The organism is Pseudomonadota bacterium, from assembly GCA_039815145.1.
Taxonomy (GTDB): domain Bacteria; phylum Pseudomonadota; class Gammaproteobacteria; order Steroidobacterales; family JBCBZW01; genus JBCBZW01.
In genome coordinates this window covers 17,066-35,502 of sequence record JBCBZW010000024.1, presented here as the reverse complement: position 1 = coordinate 35,502, position 18,437 = coordinate 17,066, and the positions used below count along the sequence as shown (strand labels likewise).

Here is an 18,437-nt window from a genome sequence, read left to right as displayed (position 1 = left end):
CTCAGGCAGCTCCCGCCGTGCGCTGGGCCGAAGCGTTGGAGGAGGCGCGGGCACTGTCGTCTTCTGCCGCGCCAGAGATATCGATCGCACCGGTGGTGGTGCTCGGGCCGCTGCTGCCGCTCGCGCGGTCGGGCAGGGTGAAGCCGGCGACCGACTTGCGCAGCCCGCTCGCCAACTTAGCGAGCTTGCCGATGGCGGTGGAGGTGGCGCCGGTCGACTCGGCGGTCTGGGCACTGATCTCCTGCAGCACGGCCATGTTGCGCGTCACGCCGCCGGCGGCCGTGGCCTGCTGGCGGGCGGTGGCAGAGATGTTCTGCACCAGGGAGGCGATCTGGTTCGACACTTGCTCGATCTCATCGAGGGATGCGCCTGCATTCTCCGCCAAGGTCGCACCGCTGACCACATCCGTGGTGCTCTGCTCCATGGAGATCACGGCCTCGTTGGTATCGGCCTGAATCGTGCGCACCAGCACTTCGATCTGCTTGGTGGCGTTGGCGGACTTCTCGGCGAGGCGCTGCACCTCGTCTGCCACTACCGCGAAGCCGCGGCCCGCCTCGCCGGCCATGGAGGCCTGGATCGACGCGTTTAGGGCGAGGATGTTGGTCTGATCGGCGATATCGTTGATCAGCTCCACGATGTTGCCGATCTCCTGGGAGCTCTCGCCAAGACGCTTGATGCGCTTGGAGGTCTCCTGGATGGTCTCGCGGATCGTGTTCATGCCGTCGATGGTACGGCGCACGGCCTCGCCGCCCTTGTGCGCGACGTCCACCGAGTGGCGTGCCACGTCGGAGGAGCGCTCGGCGTTGCCGGAGACCTCCTCGATCTGCTTGGCAATGTTGGCGATCGACTCGGTGGCGGAGGCCACGTGACGGGACTGGTTGCCGCTGGCGGTGGCCAGGTGAGCGGCGCTCGCCTTGGTCTGGCGGGCAGCGGCGTCAATCTGAATGGCACTGGCGTCGATGGTCTCGACCAGGCCGCGCAGGGCCTCGACCGCGTAGTTGATGGAGTCGGCGATCGCACCGGTGATGTCCTCGGTGACCGTCGCCTGCACCGTAAGGTCGCCGTCGGCGAGGCTGCCGAGCTCGTCGAGCAGGCGCAGGATCGCCGTCTGGTTGCGTTCGTTCTGGGCCGCCTGGGCCTTGGCCAGACGCTGCGCGCTGGCGGCGCCCCGTTGCAGCACGAGCATGACCAGGGCGAGCACGAGGCCGACGCCGAGGGCAATCGGCATCAGCAGGGAGCTCAGGCCGCTGGCCACGGTTGTGCCGGTCACGGCCGGCAAGGCCTTGAACCATTGCTCCGAGGCTGCCGTCAGCAGATCGGCGCGGCTCTGCATGAAGATCAGGCGATCCGCCGCGCCCACGGCGATGCGCACGGCACCGGACAACTCGTTGAAGGTGCTGGAGACGCGCGCCAGCTGGGCGCGCGTGGTGCCGCTCGAGACATCGGGGACACCGAGCGCATTGTTCTTCTCGCTGAGGCCCCGGATCATCTGTCCCAGGTACTCCTCGCCCGAGCTCATGCGCTCGACCACGAGGGCGATCGTGCCAAAGCCGCCGTTCAGCGCCGCAGCGTCCTGCTGCATGCCCTTGGCGGTCAGCTCGAAGCGTTCGATGTGCGGCGCCAGGGCGGCCCGCTCAGCTGAGGGCAGCATGCCGAGGAGGTCGCCCAGCTGCTCGAAGAGCTGGTCCACCTGGGCATCGATCTGGGTCGCGGCGGCACTCACTTCCTCCAGCGCCGAGCGCGTCTCGAGCACGGCGCTCGCATGGCGGGCGACCTTGTCCCTAGCCTCGGCGACGGCCGACGCCTCGTTGGGCAACGGCTGCGTCGCCCTTACCCCGTTCAACAGGGTGCCGAGCGAGTCGAAGGCCTCGGTCTCGTGCCGTCGAGCGGCGCCAGCAACGGCGATCAGCTGCTGTGACAGCACGCCTTGCTGCTGCACCGCTGCCGCCATTCGCGAACCGCCTTCCTCCTCCTGAACGCCGAGGAAGTGGCTCGCGGCAGCCACCGCCAAGGACGCCACCAGGGCGATTCCGAACAACGGAAGCAATCGTTCCGACAGGCTTTTTTCAGACATGATCGACTCTCGTATGATCCCGCGCCGGGGCGCGGTCAGTCGGATCGCGAGGCGCTAAACCGCCGGATCCAGGAATTTATCGCTCTCAATCAGCGTGTGCAGGCGGACGGCAGGCCAAACCTGATCGTCGACCAGGAAACCGCCTTCGACGCAGGGCCGGATGCGCGGTGGCAGTCCATCCAGCTCCACCTGGCGCCGGCGCGTGTCCGGGATGCGCCGGAAGCCGTAGACCTCGTCCACGATCAAGCCTGCGGGAATCTGCCGGTGGCTAGCGACCAGCACGCGAGTGCCGCTCAAGCCGACGGGCACCGGGGCATCGAACAGGTAGGCGCGCAGGTCCGTCAGCGGGATGAGCTGACCGCGCAGCTGGGTGATGCCACGCAGCCACGGCTGCGCGCCCGGCACGCGAGTGACCTCCGGCGGCATCAACACCTCCATGATCTCCTCGCGGGCCGTGAGCAGGCGCAGATCACCGACCCGCAGGGCGATGCCGTTCCACTCCTGCCCGGGCGCACCGTCTTCGCCCGGCCCGAGGCGAGCCTCGCGCGCGCGGCGCTCCATCTCGAGCAGCAGGCGGTAGGGGTCGTGACGCAGGCTGAGCAGCGAAGAGGCCGCGTGCTCCTCGGCGTTCTCCGACGGCGGTGACGGCTCACTCATGCGCTGCGGCGCTCCAAAGCGGCGCGCGCCGTGTCGAGCAGTTCGCGCTCCGACACGGGTTTCACCAGGTAGTCGACGGCGCCCTGGCGAATGCCCCAGACGCGGTCGCTTTCCTCGTCCTTCGTGGTCACCATCACCACGGGAATCGCAGCCGTCTCGGGGTGCTTCGACAGCTCGCGCGTCGCCTGAAATCCATTCAGATGCGGCATGATCACGTCCATGAGAATCAAGTCCGGGTGCAGTTCCTGCGCCTTGCGTACGCCATCCTGGCCATTGACTGCTGTGGCGATATCGTAGCCGTGCTTCTCCAACGATGTGCGCAAAGCGTGCGTCTGCGTTGGTGAATCGTCCACGATCAGAACAAGTGCCATGGCCATTGCTCCATCCGGTTTACCGTTCTACGTGCCGTTCGATAGCTTCGAGAAGTTCATCCTTGGTGAAGGGTTTGGTCAGATACTCCTCGGAGCCGACGATGCGGCCGCGAGCACGATCGAACAAACCATCCTTGCTCGACAGCATGATCACCGGGATGCTGCGAAAGGCCCGGTTGTTCTTGATCAGTGAACAAGTTTCATAGCCGTTGAGACGCGGCATCATGATATCGACGAAGACGATATCCGGCTCATGATCCGCCACCTTGGCCAGGGCGTCGAAGCCGTCTTCGGCGGTGACCACGTCACAGCCCTCGCGCTTCAACAGGGTCTCGGCCGTTCGGCGAATGGTCTTACTGTCGTCGATTACCAACACCTTCAACCCCTCGAAGGGCGAGGCGACGGCATCCGACGTGGTGGCGCTGCTTTCGTTACTGCTCACGTGAGCCCCTCTTTCGGAAGGTCCAGAGGCAAGTGGTGCGACCTTGTTATCATCGGACCTCCTGTCCTCGATGTGGGAAATCCTTCCCTATTTCTGTATCCCGCAGCGGCTGTATACCACAGCTCCGCAACAAATCGTCATCTGTCGGGCTCCGCAGTCCAAATCCGTGACGCCCAGCGCACCTCATCTGGGGCCACTTCGCGTGCCTGCTATGATCCGGTTCCTCAGTCGCAAGGGGTCGAAATCGGTCATGTCGGTAGAGCCGCTACGGGTCGGGGTGATCATGGATCCCATCGAGGCCATCAAGCCGCAAAAGGACAGCACGCTGGCCATGCTGCTGGCGGCGGCCCGGCGTGGCTGGCGCCTCTACTACATGCAGCTGGACGATCTGCAGTTGGTGGACGGCCAGGCCAGCGCCACGGTGCGCCAACTGGAAGTCCAAGACGATACGCGTCGCTGGTGGTCACTCTCTGACCCAGATCACATTCCCTTGAACCAGCTCGATGTCATCCTCATGCGCAAGGATCCGCCCTTCGATATCGAGTACGTGTTCACAACTTACATCCTCGAACGGGCGGCCCTGGACGGCGTGCTGGTGGTGAACGACCCCCGGAGCCTGCGCGATATCAGCGAAAAGGCGTTCACCGCGTGGTTCCCCGAACTATGCCCGGCCACGATGATCGGTCGGGACATGGAGCGCCTTCGGGAATTCGCGCTTCGCTACGAGCGCGCGGTCGCCAAGCCGCTCGACGGCATGGGCGGAAAGTCGATCTTCATGATGTCCCGCGAGGACCAGAACAATAGCGTCATCCTTGAAACACTCACCGATCACGGTAAACGCTTCACCGTGCTTCAGGAGTACATCCCCGAGATCGCCGAGGAAGGCGATACGCGCGTGCTCCTGATCGACGGCAAGGCGGTGCCCTATGGCCTCGCACGTATCCCGGCCAAGGGCGAGCTGCGCGGCAATCTCGCCGCCGGCGGCCGCGGCGTCGGCCGTCCCCTGACCGACGCGGAGTTCGCCATCTGTGCCCGCGTCGGCCCCGAACTCAAGGCGCGGGGCATCCTGTTCGCGGGGCTGGACGTGATCGGCGGCAAGCTGACGGAGATCAACGTCACCAGCCCCACCTGCATCCGCGAGCTCGACGCCCAGTTCGGCCTGGATATCGCCGGGGATCTGATGCAGGTGATCGCCGAACGCCGGGGGCTGGCGCCCGCGTGAGTAGCCTCGGCAGCCCCAGCCACGCCAGTAGCAGCGATGCCCTGGTCTACGCACTCTTCGGCGCAACGCTGCTCCACGGGCTGCTGATCCTCGGCATCACCTTCGACAACTCAGCCACCCCCTCCAGCAGCGGACAACCGCTCAAGGTGGTGCTGAGCGACCCCCAGGCGCAGGAACTCGACTACACGCCCGACGATGCCGTGTACGCGGCTGCCGCCAACCGCCTTGGCTCGGGCACCGAGCGCGCCGAAGACAGCGGCGGCATCGTGATGCCCGCCAACGCCGTGGACGCCCTCGGTGAGACGGACGGCGATGCCGCCGAAGAACAGGAGCAGGCGGCGGAAGAAATCCCCCACGAGCAGCTCGTCACGCCCAACGAGGCCCGGCGCGAGGTGAACGCCCCGCCCGACGCGGCTCGACAAACGGCGCCGGCGCGCCTTAGCGCCCGCATTCAGTTCGCCTCGCCGAAAACCACCTTCCAGCGGCGCGATCGCCTGCAGGCGGAGGGCGAGATTCGCGAGCTGGAGATCTCCGTGTCCACCCAGGCCTCTAACGTGGCGGAGTACATGGCGCGCTGGAAAGACCGCGTGGAAGAGGTAGGCACGTTGTATTTCCCGGACGCTGCTCGCCAGCAGGGCTTGTCCGGTTCGCCACTCGTGGAGGTGGCCATCAATGCCGACGGTGGCCTGCGCAGCATTCAAGTGGTGCGCCCGTCCGACCACCCACTCCTCGACCAGGCGGCGTTGAGGATCCTTCGCCTGGCGGCCCCGTTCGCTCCCTTCCCCGACCACCTGAGGCGCGACTACGACTCCCTCCGCTTCGTCTACGAATGGCGTTTCGCAGGTGGCCGTATCATCAGTCCGTGAGCGCCAGCGGCGCCGCACGCATGCGGGCCGTCCGCTACAATGGCGCCGATGAGCACCACCTCTGACATGAGCAATCAGTTCCTGATCGCCATGCCTACGATGACCGATCCAAATTTTCGCCGTACCGTGACGCTGATCTGCGAACACAACGCAGAGGGCGCGCTGGGGATAGTGATCAACCGACCGCGGCAGATGCGCCTGCGTGAGGTGTTCGATCAGCTGTCGCTCGAGAACCCGGCGGACACCGTCAGCAACCGCGAGGTGCTCGATGGCGGGCCGGTGCAGCCCGAGCGCGGATTCGTGCTCCACGATGGCGCGAGCGAGTGGGAGTCCACCCTGAAGGTGGCGCCCGGCCTGTCCGTGACCACCTCTCGCGACGTGCTGCAGGCGATGGCGGCGGGCGATGGCCCCCACCATGCCCTCGTCGCCCTCGGCTACGCCGGCTGGGACGCGGGCCAGCTCGAAGACGAGATGAGCAACAACGCCTGGCTCTCCGTGCCCGCGGATCAGGCGATCATCTTCAGCACGCCCTTCGATCGACGTTGGGAAAGTGCTGCGCAGCTGCTCGGCGTGGATCTCTCCCTGCTCTCCTCAGACGTGGGGCACGCCTGAGCCGCATGACGACGGAGCTGCTGCTCGGCTTCGACTACGGCGCGCGGCGTATCGGCGTGGCCGTCGGCCAGACCCTCACCGCCTCGGCCAGCGCCGAAGCCACCCTGCAGGCCCAAGGCGGCGAGCCGGACTGGGCCGCCATCGATGCCCTCATCGCCCAATGGTCGCCGACGCGATTGCTGGTAGGCCGGCCGTCGAACATGGACGGGACGGACTCCGCCATGACCACCGCGGCTGAGACCTTCGCCGAGACCCTCGGCGCCCGTGCGGGCCTGCCCGTGGAGCTGGTGGATGAGCGCCTGACCTCCTTCGAAGCCCGCGAGCAGCTTCGCGAGCAACGTCGCTCCGGCGTACGCAAGCGTCGCGTACGTCCGGGTGATCTCGATTCCCACGCCGCCCGCCTGATCGTCGAGACCTGGCTGGCCCAAACCGGAGATGACCGTCCATGAACGCCCAGTACGACGCCGACGGCAACCTGCGTCACCTATTGACCTTGCAAGGCATGTCAGCGCCGATGCTGCGCGAACTACTGGACCGCGCCGAGCAGTTCGCCCCCGACCGCAGCGAACCCCTCCCCGAGTACCGCCTGCTGGCGGGCGCCACGGTGGTGAATCTGATGTGCGAGCCGAGCACCCGCACCCGCGCCTCCTTCGAGCTGGCCGCCCGACGCCTCGGCGCCACGGTGCTCGACTTCGACGTGACCACCTCCTCCCAGAGCAAGGGTGAGACCCTGCTCGACACGGTGCTGACGCTGGAGGCCATGCGCTGCGACATCTTCGTCATCCGCACCGGCGACAAGGGCATCCTGGCGCAGGTGGCCGAGCAGGTGGATCCGCGCGTCGCCATCGTCAACGCCGGTGAGGGCAACCTCGCACACCCCACCCAGGGCCTACTGGATGTGATGACCATTCGCCGCCACCACCCGGACATGGCATCGCTAAAGGTGACGATCGTGGGCGACATCCGCCATTCGCGCGTCGCCCGCTCAGCCGTGGATGCGCTGCAGGTGTTGGGCGTCGATGAACTGCGTCTGTGCGGCCCCACCGCGATGCTGCCCGAACCCGATCAGTACGCCGGCTGCACGCGCTACACCGATATCGACCAGGCCATCGCCGGCGCCCACGTGGTGATGGGACTGCGTATTCAGCGCGAGCGCATGCGCAGCGACGAGATGCCGCAGCCCGAGGAATACTTCCGCGACTACGGCCTTACCTCGCAGCGCCTGGCGCAGGCGGATGCGGGGGTGATCGTGATGCACCCGGGGCCGGTGAATCGGGGCCTGGAAATGGAGTCGAGCCTGGTCGAAGACCCCCGTTCCACCGTGCGCCAACAGGTGGCCAACGGCGTGGCCATTCGCATGGCCGTGCTGGAACGGGTATGGAAGACACTGCGCCTGGACCGCGGAGCGGTCCACGTCTAGGCGACTGCTACGGATGCCTACGAGAAGTTGATGCGAGACTCGAGGTTGGAGCGCGAATCGGCGTTGGACAGGGCTTCTTCCAGACCGATGCGGTTCGCCGCGTAAAGATCGTACAGGGCACTATCGAAGTTTTGCATGCCCGACTCACGCCCCTCGGCCAAGGCCTCCTTCACGGCCGTGATATCACCCTTCTTGATGAGTTCGCTCACGTAGGGCGTCACCAGCAACACCTCGACGGCTGCCACCCGCTTCCCATCCCGGCCGATCACCAGGCGCTGGGACACGATGGCCTTCAGGTACTGGGAGAGATCCATCAGCACCTGCGTGTGCTGCTCCGCCGGGAACATGTTGACCACCCGGTCGAGGGTCTCGGCCGCGTTGTTCGCGTGCATCGTGGACACGGCGAGGTGCCCTGTGCCGGCCAGGTCGATGGTCGAGCGCAGGCTGTCCCGATCGCGGATCTCGCCGATCAGCACCACGTCCGGCGCCTCGCGCAGGGCGCTGCGCAGGGCTCGTGAGTAGGACACGGTATCGAGCCCCACCTCACGCTGATTGATGATGCAACTACTGTTCGAGTGCAGGTACTCGATCGGATCCTCGATCGTGAGGATGTGGTCGCTGGCGTTGCGGTTGCGATGGTCGATCATCGCCGCAAGAGTGGTGGACTTACCCGAACCGGTCGACCCCACCATCAACACCAAGCCCCGCTTGAGCATGGCCAGATCGGCGAGCACGTCAGGCATCTTCAACTCGCCCAGCGTGGGCACCCCACCGGTGATGTAGCGCAGGCACATGGCCACGTTGCCACGCTGGTGGAAGACGTTGACGCGGAAGCGCCCCCACTCAGGTTCGCTCACCGCGAAATCGAGTTCCATCTCGCGGCTGAAGCGATCGACCTGGTCGGCGGACATCAGGGAGATGGCCGCCTGGCGAACATTGGCCGGGTTCAGCACCTGCTTGTTCACCGACATGATCTTGCCCTCGATCTTGATCTTGACCGGGGCACCCGCGGTGAGAAAGAGATCGGAGGCCTTGCGCTCAGCCATCAACTTCAGGAGCGGACGCATGTTCATCGGGGCAGCGCCTCCCTGCGTCCACTAACGCCGCGCATCATTCGCCCCTTCCCTCTTGGTGCCCGCCAGCGCCGCGCGCCAAGCCGCTCACCCCCTTCGAATCCGGTTCGAGGATGCGCAGCTTGTCCGCCTCCGCGCTGTCGTTGTCTCGCGCGCGCTGACTCTCGAGCTTGATGCGCAGGCGCAGCTCGTTCTTCGAATCGGCGTTGCGCATCGCCTCCGCCTCGCTCACGAAGCCCGCTTCGTAGAGCATGAAGAGGGACTGATCGAAGGTCATCATGCCGAGACGATTCGACTTGGCCATGACCTCCTTGATCTTGTGGAACTCGCCGCGATGGATGAGATCGGCGATGAGCGGGGAGGTGGTCATGATCTCCATGGCGGCGACGCGGCCGTTGCCCTGCTCGCGGGTGAGCAAGCGCTGGGAGATGAGGGCACGCACGTTCAGGGACAGATCCATGAGCAGCTGCGGCCGGCGCTCTTCGGGGAAGAAGTTCACGATGCGGTCGAGGGCCTGGTTGGCGTTGTTCGCGTGCAAGGTGGCAAGGCACAGGTGGCCGGTCTCGGCGAACTGCACGGCGTACTGCATCGTCTCCTGATCTCGAATCTCACCGATCAGGATCACGTCCGGCGCCTGGCGCAGGGTGTTCTTGAGCGCCGTATGCCAGTTGTCCGTGTCGACACCCACCTCGCGCTGGGTGATCACGCAGCCGTGGTGCGGGTGCACGAACTCGATCGGATCCTCGATCGTGATGATGTGCCCGCGCGTGTGCTGGTTGCGGTGGCCGATCATGGCCGCAAGGCTGGTCGACTTACCCGAGCCGGTGCCGCCCACCACCAACACCAGCCCCCGCTTGGTCATCACGACGTCGCGCAGCTGCGAGGGCAGATCCATTTCTTCGAAGGTGGGGATACGCGTGTTGATCGTACGCACCACGCAGCCCGCGTTGCCCTGCTGAACGAAGGCGCTCACGCGGTAGCGACCGTGCACCTTGTCACCGCCTCGGGTGGCCACATTGGCCAGGGAGATGGCGAAGTTACACTCGTTGGTCGCGTCGAACTCCTTCAGCTGCTTGTCGTTCATCAGCGTGCGCACGACGAGGTTCGCCTGCTCAGGCGTGAGCGGCGATTCGGAGACCGTGCGGATCTTGCCATCGATCTTCAGGGCGGGCGGAAACTCCGCCGTGATGAACATATCTGAGGCGCCGCTGATGATCATCTGGCGCAGCAGATCCTTGACCAGCTTCGAGGCCTGTTCTCTTTCCATCTCTGATCACTCCCCGAAACGCGTCATCCCGGCGTGCGCCGAGCATCTCGCCTAGGTGTTAGAACTGATCTTTCTGGGCCGCCTTCAGGCGCGCCTCATCGCGACTGACCACGCCGCGCTGCACGAGGTCCTGCAGGCACTGATCCAGGGTCTGCATGCCCATGCCCTGGCCGGTCTGGATCGCCGAGTACATCTGGGCGATCTTGCCCTCGCGGATGAGGTTACGAATGGCCGGCGTGCCGATCATGATCTCGTGCGCGGCCACGCGTCCCCCACCGGTCTTCTTCAAGAGCGTCTGGGAGATCACCGCGCGCAGGGACTCGGAGAGCATGGAGCGCACCATGTCCTTCTCGGCCGCGGGGAAGACGTCGACCACGCGGTCGATGGTCTTGGCGGCGGAGCTCGTGTGCAGGGTGCCGAACACCAGGTGCCCCGTCTCGGCGGCGGTGAGCGCGAGGCGGATGGTCTCGAGGTCGCGCATCTCGCCGACCAGGATCACGTCCGGGTCTTCACGCAGCGCCGAGCGAAGTGCCTCGGCGAAACCGTGCGTGTCTCGGTGCACTTCGCGCTGGTTGATAAGGCTGCGCTTGCTCTCGTGCACGAACTCGATCGGATCCTCGATGGTGAGGATGTGGTCCGGCTTGGAGTCATTGATGAAGTCGACCATGGCCGCGAGGGTGGTCGACTTACCAGAGCCCGTAGGCCCGGTCACCAGCACGATGCCGCGCGGGTACATGGAGATCTCCTGGAAGATCCGCGGCGCATCGAGATCCTCGAGCGTGAGGATGCGCGAGGGGATGCTCCGGAACACGGCACCCGAGCCGCGATTCTGGTTGAAGGCGTTTACGCGAAAGCGCGCGACGCCCGGCAGCTCGAAGGAGAAGTCGGTCTCGAAGAACTCTTCGTAGTCCTTACGCTGCTTGTCGTTCATGATGTCGTACACCATGGCGTGCACCTCCTTGTGGGAGAGTGACGGCATGTTGACGCGCTTCATGTCCCCATCCACCCGGATCATCGGCGGCATGCCGCCGGAGAGGTGCAGATCGGACGCGTTGTGCTTGACGGCGAAGTTCAGCAGCTGGGAAATGTCTACAGCCATTGGGTCATCCAGGGGTCGCGGCCAGCGATGAGCCTATGCGCCGGAGCATAGCAGGGCCGTATTGGGCGGTGCTGAAGTATAGCCAAGGGAATGCGGAGCTAACATGACCGAGGTCACAGCGAATCTTGACGCGGTTCACGAGCGGATTCGCACCGCCGCCGAACGCTACGGCCGCGACCCGGCGAGCATCACCCTGATTGCCGTCGCTAAGCGACACCCGCCGCAAGCCGTGCGCGCCCTAGCCGCGGTGGGCCATCGACACATCGCCGAGAGCTACGCCCAGGAGGCGCAGGACAAGCTCGACGCGCTCGGCGATCTCTCCCTGTGCTGGCATTTCATCGGTCGCCTCCAACGCAATAAAACCGCCGCCGTGGCCGAGCGATTCGACTGGGTACATTCGGTGGATCGGGCGGTGATCGCCGATCGCCTCTCCGCCCAGCGACCGGACGACGACCGGCCGCCGCTGCAGGTGTGCTTGCAGGTGGACTTCACGGGCCAGGACGGGCGCAACGGCGTGCCCCCTGAGCAACTCGGCGCCCTCGCCGAACACGTCGCCTCGCTACCTCGCCTCGCCCTGCGCGGACTGATGACCCTGCCCCCCGCCGAGCGGGAGGAAGCGCGCCAGCGTGAGCACTTCCGCCAACTGCACCTGCTGCAACGTCAATTGAATGACACGGGCCACCACCTGGACGTACTGTCCGCCGGCATGTCCGGCGATTTGGAAGCGGCGATCGCCGAGGGCGCCACGCACGTGCGGATCGGCACCGCCATCTTCGGTCCAAGACCCGCTACCTGAGTACTGGCTCGCCCGCCGAGGCGCCGCTATGCTGGGCGCCGCCCAGCGCTGCACCCGCGCACACGAGGAGGCCTGCCCGCATGGCTGCTTTGGTTTTTCTGATCTCCACCGCATTCACCCTGCTCTCGACGGTCTTTATCCTGCGGTTCCTGCTTTACGCTGTGCGCGCCGAGTTTCACAACCCCCTTTCTCAGTTCGTCTATCGGGTCACCAACCCGGTGATCGCGCCCCTGAGAAAGGTGATCCCCAACGTCGGCGGCGTGGAGCTGGCCACGGTGCTCGCCGTGATCGTCATCGAAGCTGTCTCGCTCGTGGTGGTCTTCACCGTGCTGCGCGGGATCACACTGCCCCTCGGTGGCACCCTGCTGGAAGCGGTGCTGCAGGGCGTGCTCGCCACGCTGCGCTGCCTGATCATGATCCTCATCGTGAACGCGCTGCTCAGCTGGGCGCCCGGGATGGCGGGTCACCCGGTGGCGCGCTTACTCGGGCAGATCGCAGATCCCGTCCTGCGACCGATCCGGTCCGTACTACCCGCCATCGCCGGCTTCGACCTGTCTCCGCTGGTGGCGATCATCGCGCTCCAGGCCATCATGATTCAGCTCTCCACGATCCACTTTCTGAGCTGAGAAACGCAGGGTCGAGGTGCCAGCAAATCTGCTAGCCAACAGGGGCGACAGACGCTCTCACGACACCGATCAACGGTCGGAAAACGCCTAATCCTGCTGAAATTCCCGCTTTTCGCTCATCGAACACGCAAAAAACCCTTAAAAAAAGGTGTTTTTCGATGACTTGGGGGAAACCTTGCACTATAGTTACGGCCAATTGCGCTGACCGGGGACCGCCGCATGAGGCGATGGGTAGCTGCCACAACGACAACTGCGCTGCTGCTTGCACTTGCAAGCGGCTGTAGCGACACCGCCGACAGCACCCGCCTCCCCGCTCCTCGCCAAGCACCCGCCACCGCCCTCGGCGCTGACGTCTCATCCCTCGATACGGGTGACTACGTCATCTACTTCAACACCTTCACCACGGACCAGCTCTCCCCGGAGATCGCTCGCAGCTACGGCATCACCCGTGGCCAGCGCCGAGTGCTGGTGAACGTGTCCGTGCTGAAGAAGAACGGGGACGGCCTCGCCACACCGGTGAAGGCTGAGGTGGTCTCGAACGTGGCCAATCTCTCGGCGCAGCGAAAGGACCTCTCCTTTCGCGAGATCGACGAGGGCGGTGAGGCCGTTTACTACATCGCGGAGCTGCCCGTCAGCAGCACCGAAACGTTGATGATCGAACTGGACGTGACGCCGGAAAACGAGACTGCCTCGCAGTATTTGAAGTTCCGGCGCACCTTCAAGTTCTGACCGAATCGCTGCCTCGCCCAGCGACCCGTCAGCCGGAGCGGCAACGGGTCAAGGCGAGTACCCATCGACGCCGGTCGCAGGTGCGTGCCGGCTTGAGTTCAACAAATCACTCCCGAGAGGGAGTCCTGAGGGGGATCCACCCATGGCAACGAAGAAAAAGACCACCACGCGTAGTGCTGCTGCAGCGGCGCCGAAGCCGCCCACCAAGAGCGAGATCCTCGCGCACATCGCCGAGGAAACCGGCATGGCACGCAAGGACGTGAACGCAGTCTTCGAGAGCCTGCAGGGCCTGATGAAGAAGAACCTCGGTCGCCGCGGCCCCGGCATCTTCTCCATGCCCGGCCTGATGAAGATCAAGGTTCAGACCAAGCCGGCCACCAAGGCACGCAAGGGCATCAACCCCTTCACCGGTGAAGAGCAGATGTTCAAGGCCAAGCCGGCTCGCAAGACCGTGAAGATTCAGGCGCTGAAGACTCTGAAGGATATGGTCTGATGTCGCTCGGGCGACCGCCGCGCTAAGGACGGTCGCCCGCGCCGCTCCGGGACGAGGCTAGTGCGCCGCTAGCCCTCGTCCTGGGCGTCCACCACCGCCAGCTTGGCTCGGATGTAGCTGGCGTGGGGCACGTAGAGTAGATCGGCCACCTTGCGCACCAGGTACTCCTCGTACTTGTCCAGGTGACCGTCGGCGAGCGCGACTCGCCACAGCAGTTCCAACACCTTCACCCGCTGTTCATCGTCGAGCGCCTGATTGAGCGCGGCCGTGTAGTCGTACAGGGAAATCGCCCGGTCCGTCTCCCGCTCCGCTTCCTCCAGGAGCGCACGCGCCTCGTCGGCGGGCAGGGCGAAGTGACTCACCAGCGCCTGCTCCACCGTGGCGCGCTCATCTTCGGTCTGGTTGTGGTCGGCACGGGTCATCTCGACCAGCAAGGTGGCGGTGGCCAGCGGCAGGTCCTCACTGGTCAAACGAACATTGTCGCTCGCCGTTGCTTGGTCCAGCCCCAGCAACGATTTGAGCGCCTGGATCATGCTCCACCCTCCGGCGCACCCAGCGCCTCCAGCAGACGGCTGCGCAAAGACACCTGCGCACCGTGGAAAAAGTGACCTACGTCGGCGAACTCCAACACCGTGACCTCGCCTTCCTGCCTGCGCGCCCATTGCAGGGCAGCCTCCGGGCTGACCACGTCGTCCGCCATGCCTTGGGCGAGCACCAGCGGGGCGGCCACGCTGACCTCGGTCATCCCGTAGCGATCCGCCGCGGGCGCGACCAACACGAGCTGTTCCACGCCCGCCTCGTCCGCCGCCGCAGCAGCCATGCAGGCACCAAAGGAGAAGCCCGCAAGCCACAAGGGCAGCCCGGGATAGCGCTCGGCGGCCCACTTGATCACCGCGAGCACGTCCTCGCGCTCGCCCCGGCCGTCGTCGTGCGTACCCGCACTCTCACCGACACCACGGAAGTTGAAGCGCACGGCCGTGCGGCCGAGCAGGTTCATGGTGCGGGCCAGGGTGTAGGCGACCTTGTTGTCCATGGTGCCGCCGTGGAGGGGATGGGGATGGCACACGACGGTGACCCCCAGGGCGTCCGTTTCCGGCGACTCCACCAAGAGTTGCAGGGCCCCGCCGGGGCCTGCGATCGTCAACCGTTCAGCTGTTGTCGATGACATCGATCCTTCACTTCCCTTCGCTCAGTTCTCCGGCGCGTCCGTGGCCGGTGCCGAACTCTCCTCGCGCGGCGACTCGGCCCGCTTGGTCTTCTCCCGCGCGGGGGCGAGATAGACGATGACATCCTCCTCGGCGCCCGGCGCGCTCTCCTTGCCGTCGCGCACGGATAGGGTGCCCTGGGCCTTGCGCACGATCAGCTCCAGCCCGTCCTCGGGCAGATCAGCCTGAAACGCCTCGTAGTCGTAGGTCTTGCTCAGGCGCGAGGACCCGAACTCCCAGCCCCTCGCGTGCAGGCGCCACAGGCGGTCGAAATCGACATCCCCACCAAAGGCCACGCGCCCGCGCAGGGGACGGGCCACGTGTCGCGGATCTTCCTCCTCACGATCCATCGCCAGCTGGAACACGTTGTTGCGCCCGATCGCCGGTGCCATCGCGGTGCACACGAGAGCGTTGTACATGTCGTTGTGGGTGACCGCCAACACCGTACTCACGTGGGCGATCTCGACCGAGTCGACCGCGTGCTCCGACAGGATCTCACCGTAGAAGATCGGTAGCTCAGCCATTCTGGCGCGCTGCAGGCTGCGCCAGGAGTCGTCCGCCATCACCACCCGCACGCCCAGGGCCTGGAGCTTGCTGGCGAGGGCGATGCTCCAGGGCGAGGCACCCACGATGAGCAGGGAACCCACCTCTTTCGAAACCAGCCCGAGGCGACGTGCCAGCCAGCCCACGGTGGCGCCGTGCAGGATCACGGTGGCGAAGATCACCCCGAACACGAGGGCCAGCATGGATTCGGCGTCGGCGTAGCCCGCCGCCTGCAGGCTCGCCGCCATGAGGCCGGCGGTCGCCGCGGCCACGATGCCACGCGGCGCGATCCAGGAGAGGAACAGGCGGTCGCTCATGGTCATGCCCGCCCCGGCCGTGGCCAACATGGTGGCCGCGGGACGGGTCACGAACATGATCGTGAAGACGAGGGCGAGCACACGCCAATCCACGGCCAGCAGCGTTTCGCGGGAGATGTCGGCGCTCAGGAGGATGAACACGACCCCGACCAGGATGACCACGATGTACTCTTTGAAGCGCCGCATGTCTTCGATGCTGGCAAGGCCCATATTGCCGAGCACCACACCGAGCGCGGTCACCCCGAAGAGCCCCGCCTCCTCGTGCAGCCAGTTACCAATTTGGTAAACCACGAACACCGACATGAGCATGACCGGCGCCTTCAGGTACTCGGGCACGCCACCCGCGCGGAACACTCTGCCCACCGCGTAGCCGACGCCGACGCCGAGGCCACCGGCCAACACCGTCTTGCCCAGGGCGAGCGCCAGGCTGCCGACGCCGCCGTGACCGTCCTGGGTGAACAGTTGCAAAGCGAGCACGGCGAGCATCACGCCCACGGGGTCGTTGACGATGCCCTCCCACTTCAAGTACGAAGCCGTGCGCCGGTTGAGACCCGCCTGACGCAGCATGGGCAGGATCACCGTGGGCCCGGTGACGGTCATGATGGCGCCGAACACGGTCGCGACCGGCCAGGACAGGCCACCGATGTAGTGCCCGGCCAGGGCGCCGAACAGCCAGTTCAGGGGCACGCCACGGACAACCAGGCGCCGCACGCCCGGACCGGCGACCCGCAGGTCGCCGATGTGTAGGTGCAAACCGCCTTCGAACAGGATGATCGCCACGCACAAGCCCACGATCGGGTGCAAGGACGCTCCAAACACCTCGTGCGGGTTTAGACTGAGGGTCAAAGGTCCGGCCACCAGGCCAGCCACCGCCAACAGGATGATCGACGGCACTTTGATGCGCCACGCCAGCCACTGGGCCGCCACGGCCAAGGTCAGCACCGCCACGATGTAGGTTCCGATGTCATGCATCGCCTGACGCTCCCCCACCCGCGACAACGGCGCAACGCCGATGACTGATTCGCCTCGCCTGCGAGCGATCTCCCGTGGCCTTCGCCCCCACCTGAGCCAACAGGCGGATCGGGCGATGAATGCCGCCAGGGGCCTGCACGCGCGAATGCTGAGCGCGATCGAACGCAAGCCCGGCGATCTCGACGAACAGCAACGGCTCGAACGCAACGCGATCACCCTCGCCAGCGCGGGGCTGCTCGCCATGTTCTCGCTCTGGTGCAGCCTGCGCGCCGTGCCGGTGATCGAGCGGGACGTCACCGCCCGCGTCGACCGCGTGCTCGCCCGCGAGCTCGCCGACACGTGGGTACAAGCCGACGTGCTCGGACGCGAGGTGCTGCTGTTCGGTATCGCGCCGAGCGACCTCGATCAGGCGCGGATTCGCGAAGCGGTCGGTGAGCTCACCGCGGTCACCCGCGTGCACGACCACCTGGTGGTGGCCGTGCCGCCCGATCAGATCGCTGCCGCCTCGCAAGAGATGGGCGCCACGGCGGCGCCAGGACTGCCGCGCAGCCTGTGGATCGTGTTCGATGGCTCGGAACTCCGCCTGGTGGGGGAAGTGGGTGACGCGCAGACTACCACGGCCCTGGTGCACGACGCGGAGCGCCGCTTCACCGCCGAGGCGGTGACCACGGAGCTGGAACTCACCCCGCGCGCCAGCGAACAATGGCGCCAGGCGGCAGCGGCGGCGATCTCCACCATCGCCCTGCTCGACGTGGCCAACGCGACGCTTCGCCGCGACCGAGAAGGCCGCGCATCGCTGACCCTGACGGGCGCTGCCGCCGACAGCACCACGCTCAGCGCCGTGCGCGAGTCGCTGCGCCAGCGTGCGCCCGCCCAGTTCGCCCTGCGGGTGAACCTGGTCCCGATCTTTCGCGACGGTCGCGTCGATCAGGACGGCTGCCGCAGCGCCTTGGGACTGATGATCGATGGCGGCGAGCTTCGGCCCGACGGCGATTTCTCGGGCCTCGATCGTCGTGCCCGCCTGACGCTAGACCAGGTCCGCGCGCTCGTGCAAAGCTGCGGCGCAGGACTGGTCGTCGCCGCGCCCGACGTCGCGGCCCGGGGCTTTGCCACCTTCGCCGACGACGTGCGCGCCTACCTCATCGAGGCAGGGCTCGGCGCCGAGCTGGTGGCCGTCGCTCGCGTCGCGGGCCAGCGCGACCCGGTGAGGCTGCAGCTCGTGTTCCAACAGACCGAGCAGGAGAATTAGCTTCGTGTTGTACATCATCGGCCAAGTGCTGGTCTGCCTGATGCTGACGGCCGCCCTCGGCGCCCTCGCCGGCTGGCTGGTGCGCGGCTACCACGCGCGGGCAGAACTCTCCTCGATGCAACGTCGACTACATCGCCAGGCAAGAGACCTGAGAGGCCGCGGCGCCACGCCCGGCGACAATGCCCATCCTCGCGCGCAGCAGCAGCTGAGGCACCAGCTGGTACGCTTGCAGGCTCAGGTGGAGCAACGAGACAAGGAGATCGCCCAACTACGCCGCGTGCTCGGCGAGGAGCGTCCCCCCGAAAGTCCCAAGGCAAGTGCCGCGCCCACCGCACCGGTGGCATCGCCGGGGCAGGACGCGAGCGCGCCGCGGGCTGCACCCCAGCGCAAGCCCGGCTGAGGCC

At 66.1% G+C, this 18,437-nt stretch carries 21 protein-coding genes; 11 read left to right on the top strand and 10 right to left on the bottom strand.

What is annotated here, in order from left to right:
• Window position 1: 1 nt before the first annotated feature.
• The 4 genes from AAF184_08960 to AAF184_08945 are packed head-to-tail and all read right to left on the bottom strand — an operon-like array spanning window position 2 to window position 3,544.
• Window positions 2-2,074 (bottom strand): methyl-accepting chemotaxis protein, encoded by a 2,073-nt coding sequence (locus AAF184_08960; GenBank protein MEO0422449.1) that lies wholly within the window; start codon window positions 2,072-2,074, stop codon window positions 2-4.
• Between the two features lie 54 nt (window positions 2,075-2,128).
• A complete protein-coding gene (locus AAF184_08955; protein ID MEO0422448.1) occupies window positions 2,129-2,731 on the bottom strand; it encodes a chemotaxis protein CheW in 603 nt (200 codons plus the stop codon).
• Window positions 2,728-3,102: a response regulator gene (locus AAF184_08950; protein ID MEO0422447.1), complete on the bottom strand. Its 375-nt coding sequence runs from the start codon at window positions 3,100-3,102 to the stop codon at window positions 2,728-2,730. The genes AAF184_08955 and AAF184_08950 overlap by 4 nt, the downstream gene beginning before the upstream one ends.
• Window positions 3,103-3,121: 19 nt before the next feature.
• Window positions 3,122-3,544: a response regulator gene (locus tag AAF184_08945; protein ID MEO0422446.1), complete on the bottom strand. Its 423-nt coding sequence runs from the start codon at window positions 3,542-3,544 to the stop codon at window positions 3,122-3,124.
• A 250-nt stretch (window positions 3,545-3,794) separates the two neighbouring features.
• On the opposite strand from AAF184_08945, the gene gshB reads away from it, so the two are divergent.
• From gshB to AAF184_08920, 5 genes are read left to right on the top strand one after another with little or no spacing between them, the layout of a single operon-like run.
• Window positions 3,795-4,766 carry a glutathione synthase gene (gene gshB / locus AAF184_08940; GenBank protein ID MEO0422445.1) on the top strand — a complete coding sequence of 324 codons (972 nt, stop codon included), beginning with the start codon at window positions 3,795-3,797 and terminating at the stop codon, window positions 4,764-4,766.
• Window positions 4,763-5,632 carry a TonB family protein gene (locus tag AAF184_08935; protein MEO0422444.1) on the top strand — a complete coding sequence of 290 codons (870 nt, stop codon included), beginning with the start codon at window positions 4,763-4,765 and terminating at the stop codon, window positions 5,630-5,632. Before gshB ends, AAF184_08935 begins: the two co-directional genes overlap by 4 nt.
• 48 nt (window positions 5,633-5,680) lie before the next feature.
• Window positions 5,681-6,244, top strand: a complete 564-nt coding sequence (locus AAF184_08930) for a YqgE/AlgH family protein (GenBank protein MEO0422443.1) — start codon at window positions 5,681-5,683, stop codon at window positions 6,242-6,244.
• A gap of 5 nt (window positions 6,245-6,249) precedes the next feature.
• On the top strand, window positions 6,250-6,693 hold the full coding sequence (ruvX, locus tag AAF184_08925) for a Holliday junction resolvase RuvX (protein MEO0422442.1): 444 nt from the start codon (window positions 6,250-6,252) through the stop codon (window positions 6,691-6,693).
• A complete protein-coding gene (locus tag AAF184_08920) occupies window positions 6,690-7,664 on the top strand; it encodes an aspartate carbamoyltransferase catalytic subunit (GenBank protein MEO0422441.1) in 975 nt (324 codons plus the stop codon). Before ruvX ends, AAF184_08920 begins: the two co-directional genes overlap by 4 nt.
• A 17-nt stretch (window positions 7,665-7,681) precedes the next feature.
• On the opposite strand, the gene AAF184_08915 is transcribed toward AAF184_08920, so the two are convergent.
• Genes AAF184_08915 through AAF184_08905 form a run of 3 tightly spaced genes read right to left on the bottom strand, consistent with a single transcriptional unit; the run spans window position 7,682 to window position 11,103 of the window.
• On the bottom strand, window positions 7,682-8,737 hold the full coding sequence (locus AAF184_08915) for a PilT/PilU family type 4a pilus ATPase (GenBank protein ID MEO0422440.1): 1,056 nt from the start codon (window positions 8,735-8,737) through the stop codon (window positions 7,682-7,684).
• A gap of 37 nt (window positions 8,738-8,774) precedes the next feature.
• A complete protein-coding gene (locus AAF184_08910) occupies window positions 8,775-10,004 on the bottom strand; it encodes a PilT/PilU family type 4a pilus ATPase (GenBank protein ID MEO0422439.1) in 1,230 nt (409 codons plus the stop codon).
• 58 nt (window positions 10,005-10,062) lie between these two features.
• Window positions 10,063-11,103 carry a type IV pilus twitching motility protein PilT gene (locus tag AAF184_08905; GenBank protein ID MEO0422438.1) on the bottom strand — a complete coding sequence of 347 codons (1,041 nt, stop codon included), beginning with the start codon at window positions 11,101-11,103 and terminating at the stop codon, window positions 10,063-10,065.
• A 103-nt stretch (window positions 11,104-11,206) separates the two neighbouring features.
• Between AAF184_08905 and AAF184_08900 the strand changes: the two genes are divergently transcribed.
• The 4 genes from AAF184_08900 (at window position 11,207) to AAF184_08885 (ending at window position 13,747) form a co-directional block, all read left to right on the top strand.
• On the top strand, window positions 11,207-11,899 hold the full coding sequence (locus tag AAF184_08900; protein ID MEO0422437.1) for a YggS family pyridoxal phosphate-dependent enzyme: 693 nt from the start codon (window positions 11,207-11,209) through the stop codon (window positions 11,897-11,899).
• 80 nt (window positions 11,900-11,979) lie between these two features.
• Window positions 11,980-12,525, top strand: coding sequence for a YggT family protein (locus AAF184_08895; protein ID MEO0422436.1), 546 nt, complete (start codon window positions 11,980-11,982; stop codon window positions 12,523-12,525).
• 219 nt (window positions 12,526-12,744) lie between these two features.
• On the top strand, window positions 12,745-13,254 hold the full coding sequence (locus AAF184_08890; protein MEO0422435.1) for a DUF4426 domain-containing protein: 510 nt from the start codon (window positions 12,745-12,747) through the stop codon (window positions 13,252-13,254).
• Between the two features lie 142 nt (window positions 13,255-13,396).
• A complete protein-coding gene (locus tag AAF184_08885) occupies window positions 13,397-13,747 on the top strand; it encodes an HU family DNA-binding protein (protein ID MEO0422434.1) in 351 nt (116 codons plus the stop codon).
• A gap of 68 nt (window positions 13,748-13,815) precedes the next feature.
• Here the strand turns inward: AAF184_08885 and AAF184_08880 are convergent, their stop codons facing one another.
• From AAF184_08880 to AAF184_08870, 3 genes are read right to left on the bottom strand one after another with little or no spacing between them, the layout of a single operon-like run.
• The gene (locus AAF184_08880; GenBank protein MEO0422433.1) at window positions 13,816-14,280 is read right to left on the bottom strand and encodes a TerB family tellurite resistance protein; all 465 of its coding nucleotides are present in this window, start codon (window positions 14,278-14,280) and stop codon (window positions 13,816-13,818) included.
• Window positions 14,277-14,915, bottom strand: coding sequence for an alpha/beta fold hydrolase (locus tag AAF184_08875; GenBank protein MEO0422432.1), 639 nt, complete (start codon window positions 14,913-14,915; stop codon window positions 14,277-14,279). Before AAF184_08875 ends, AAF184_08880 begins: the two co-directional genes overlap by 4 nt.
• Window positions 14,916-14,936: 21 nt before the next feature.
• Window positions 14,937-16,784: a sodium:proton antiporter gene (locus AAF184_08870; protein MEO0422431.1), complete on the bottom strand. Its 1,848-nt coding sequence runs from the start codon at window positions 16,782-16,784 to the stop codon at window positions 14,937-14,939.
• A 40-nt stretch (window positions 16,785-16,824) separates the two neighbouring features.
• On the opposite strand from AAF184_08870, the gene AAF184_08865 reads away from it, so the two are divergent.
• On the top strand, window positions 16,825-18,033 hold the full coding sequence (locus AAF184_08865) for a BON domain-containing protein (protein ID MEO0422430.1): 1,209 nt from the start codon (window positions 16,825-16,827) through the stop codon (window positions 18,031-18,033).
• A 4-nt stretch (window positions 18,034-18,037) separates the two neighbouring features.
• Window positions 18,038-18,433: a hypothetical protein gene (locus tag AAF184_08860; protein ID MEO0422429.1), complete on the top strand. Its 396-nt coding sequence runs from the start codon at window positions 18,038-18,040 to the stop codon at window positions 18,431-18,433.
• Window positions 18,434-18,437 lie beyond the last annotated feature (4 nt).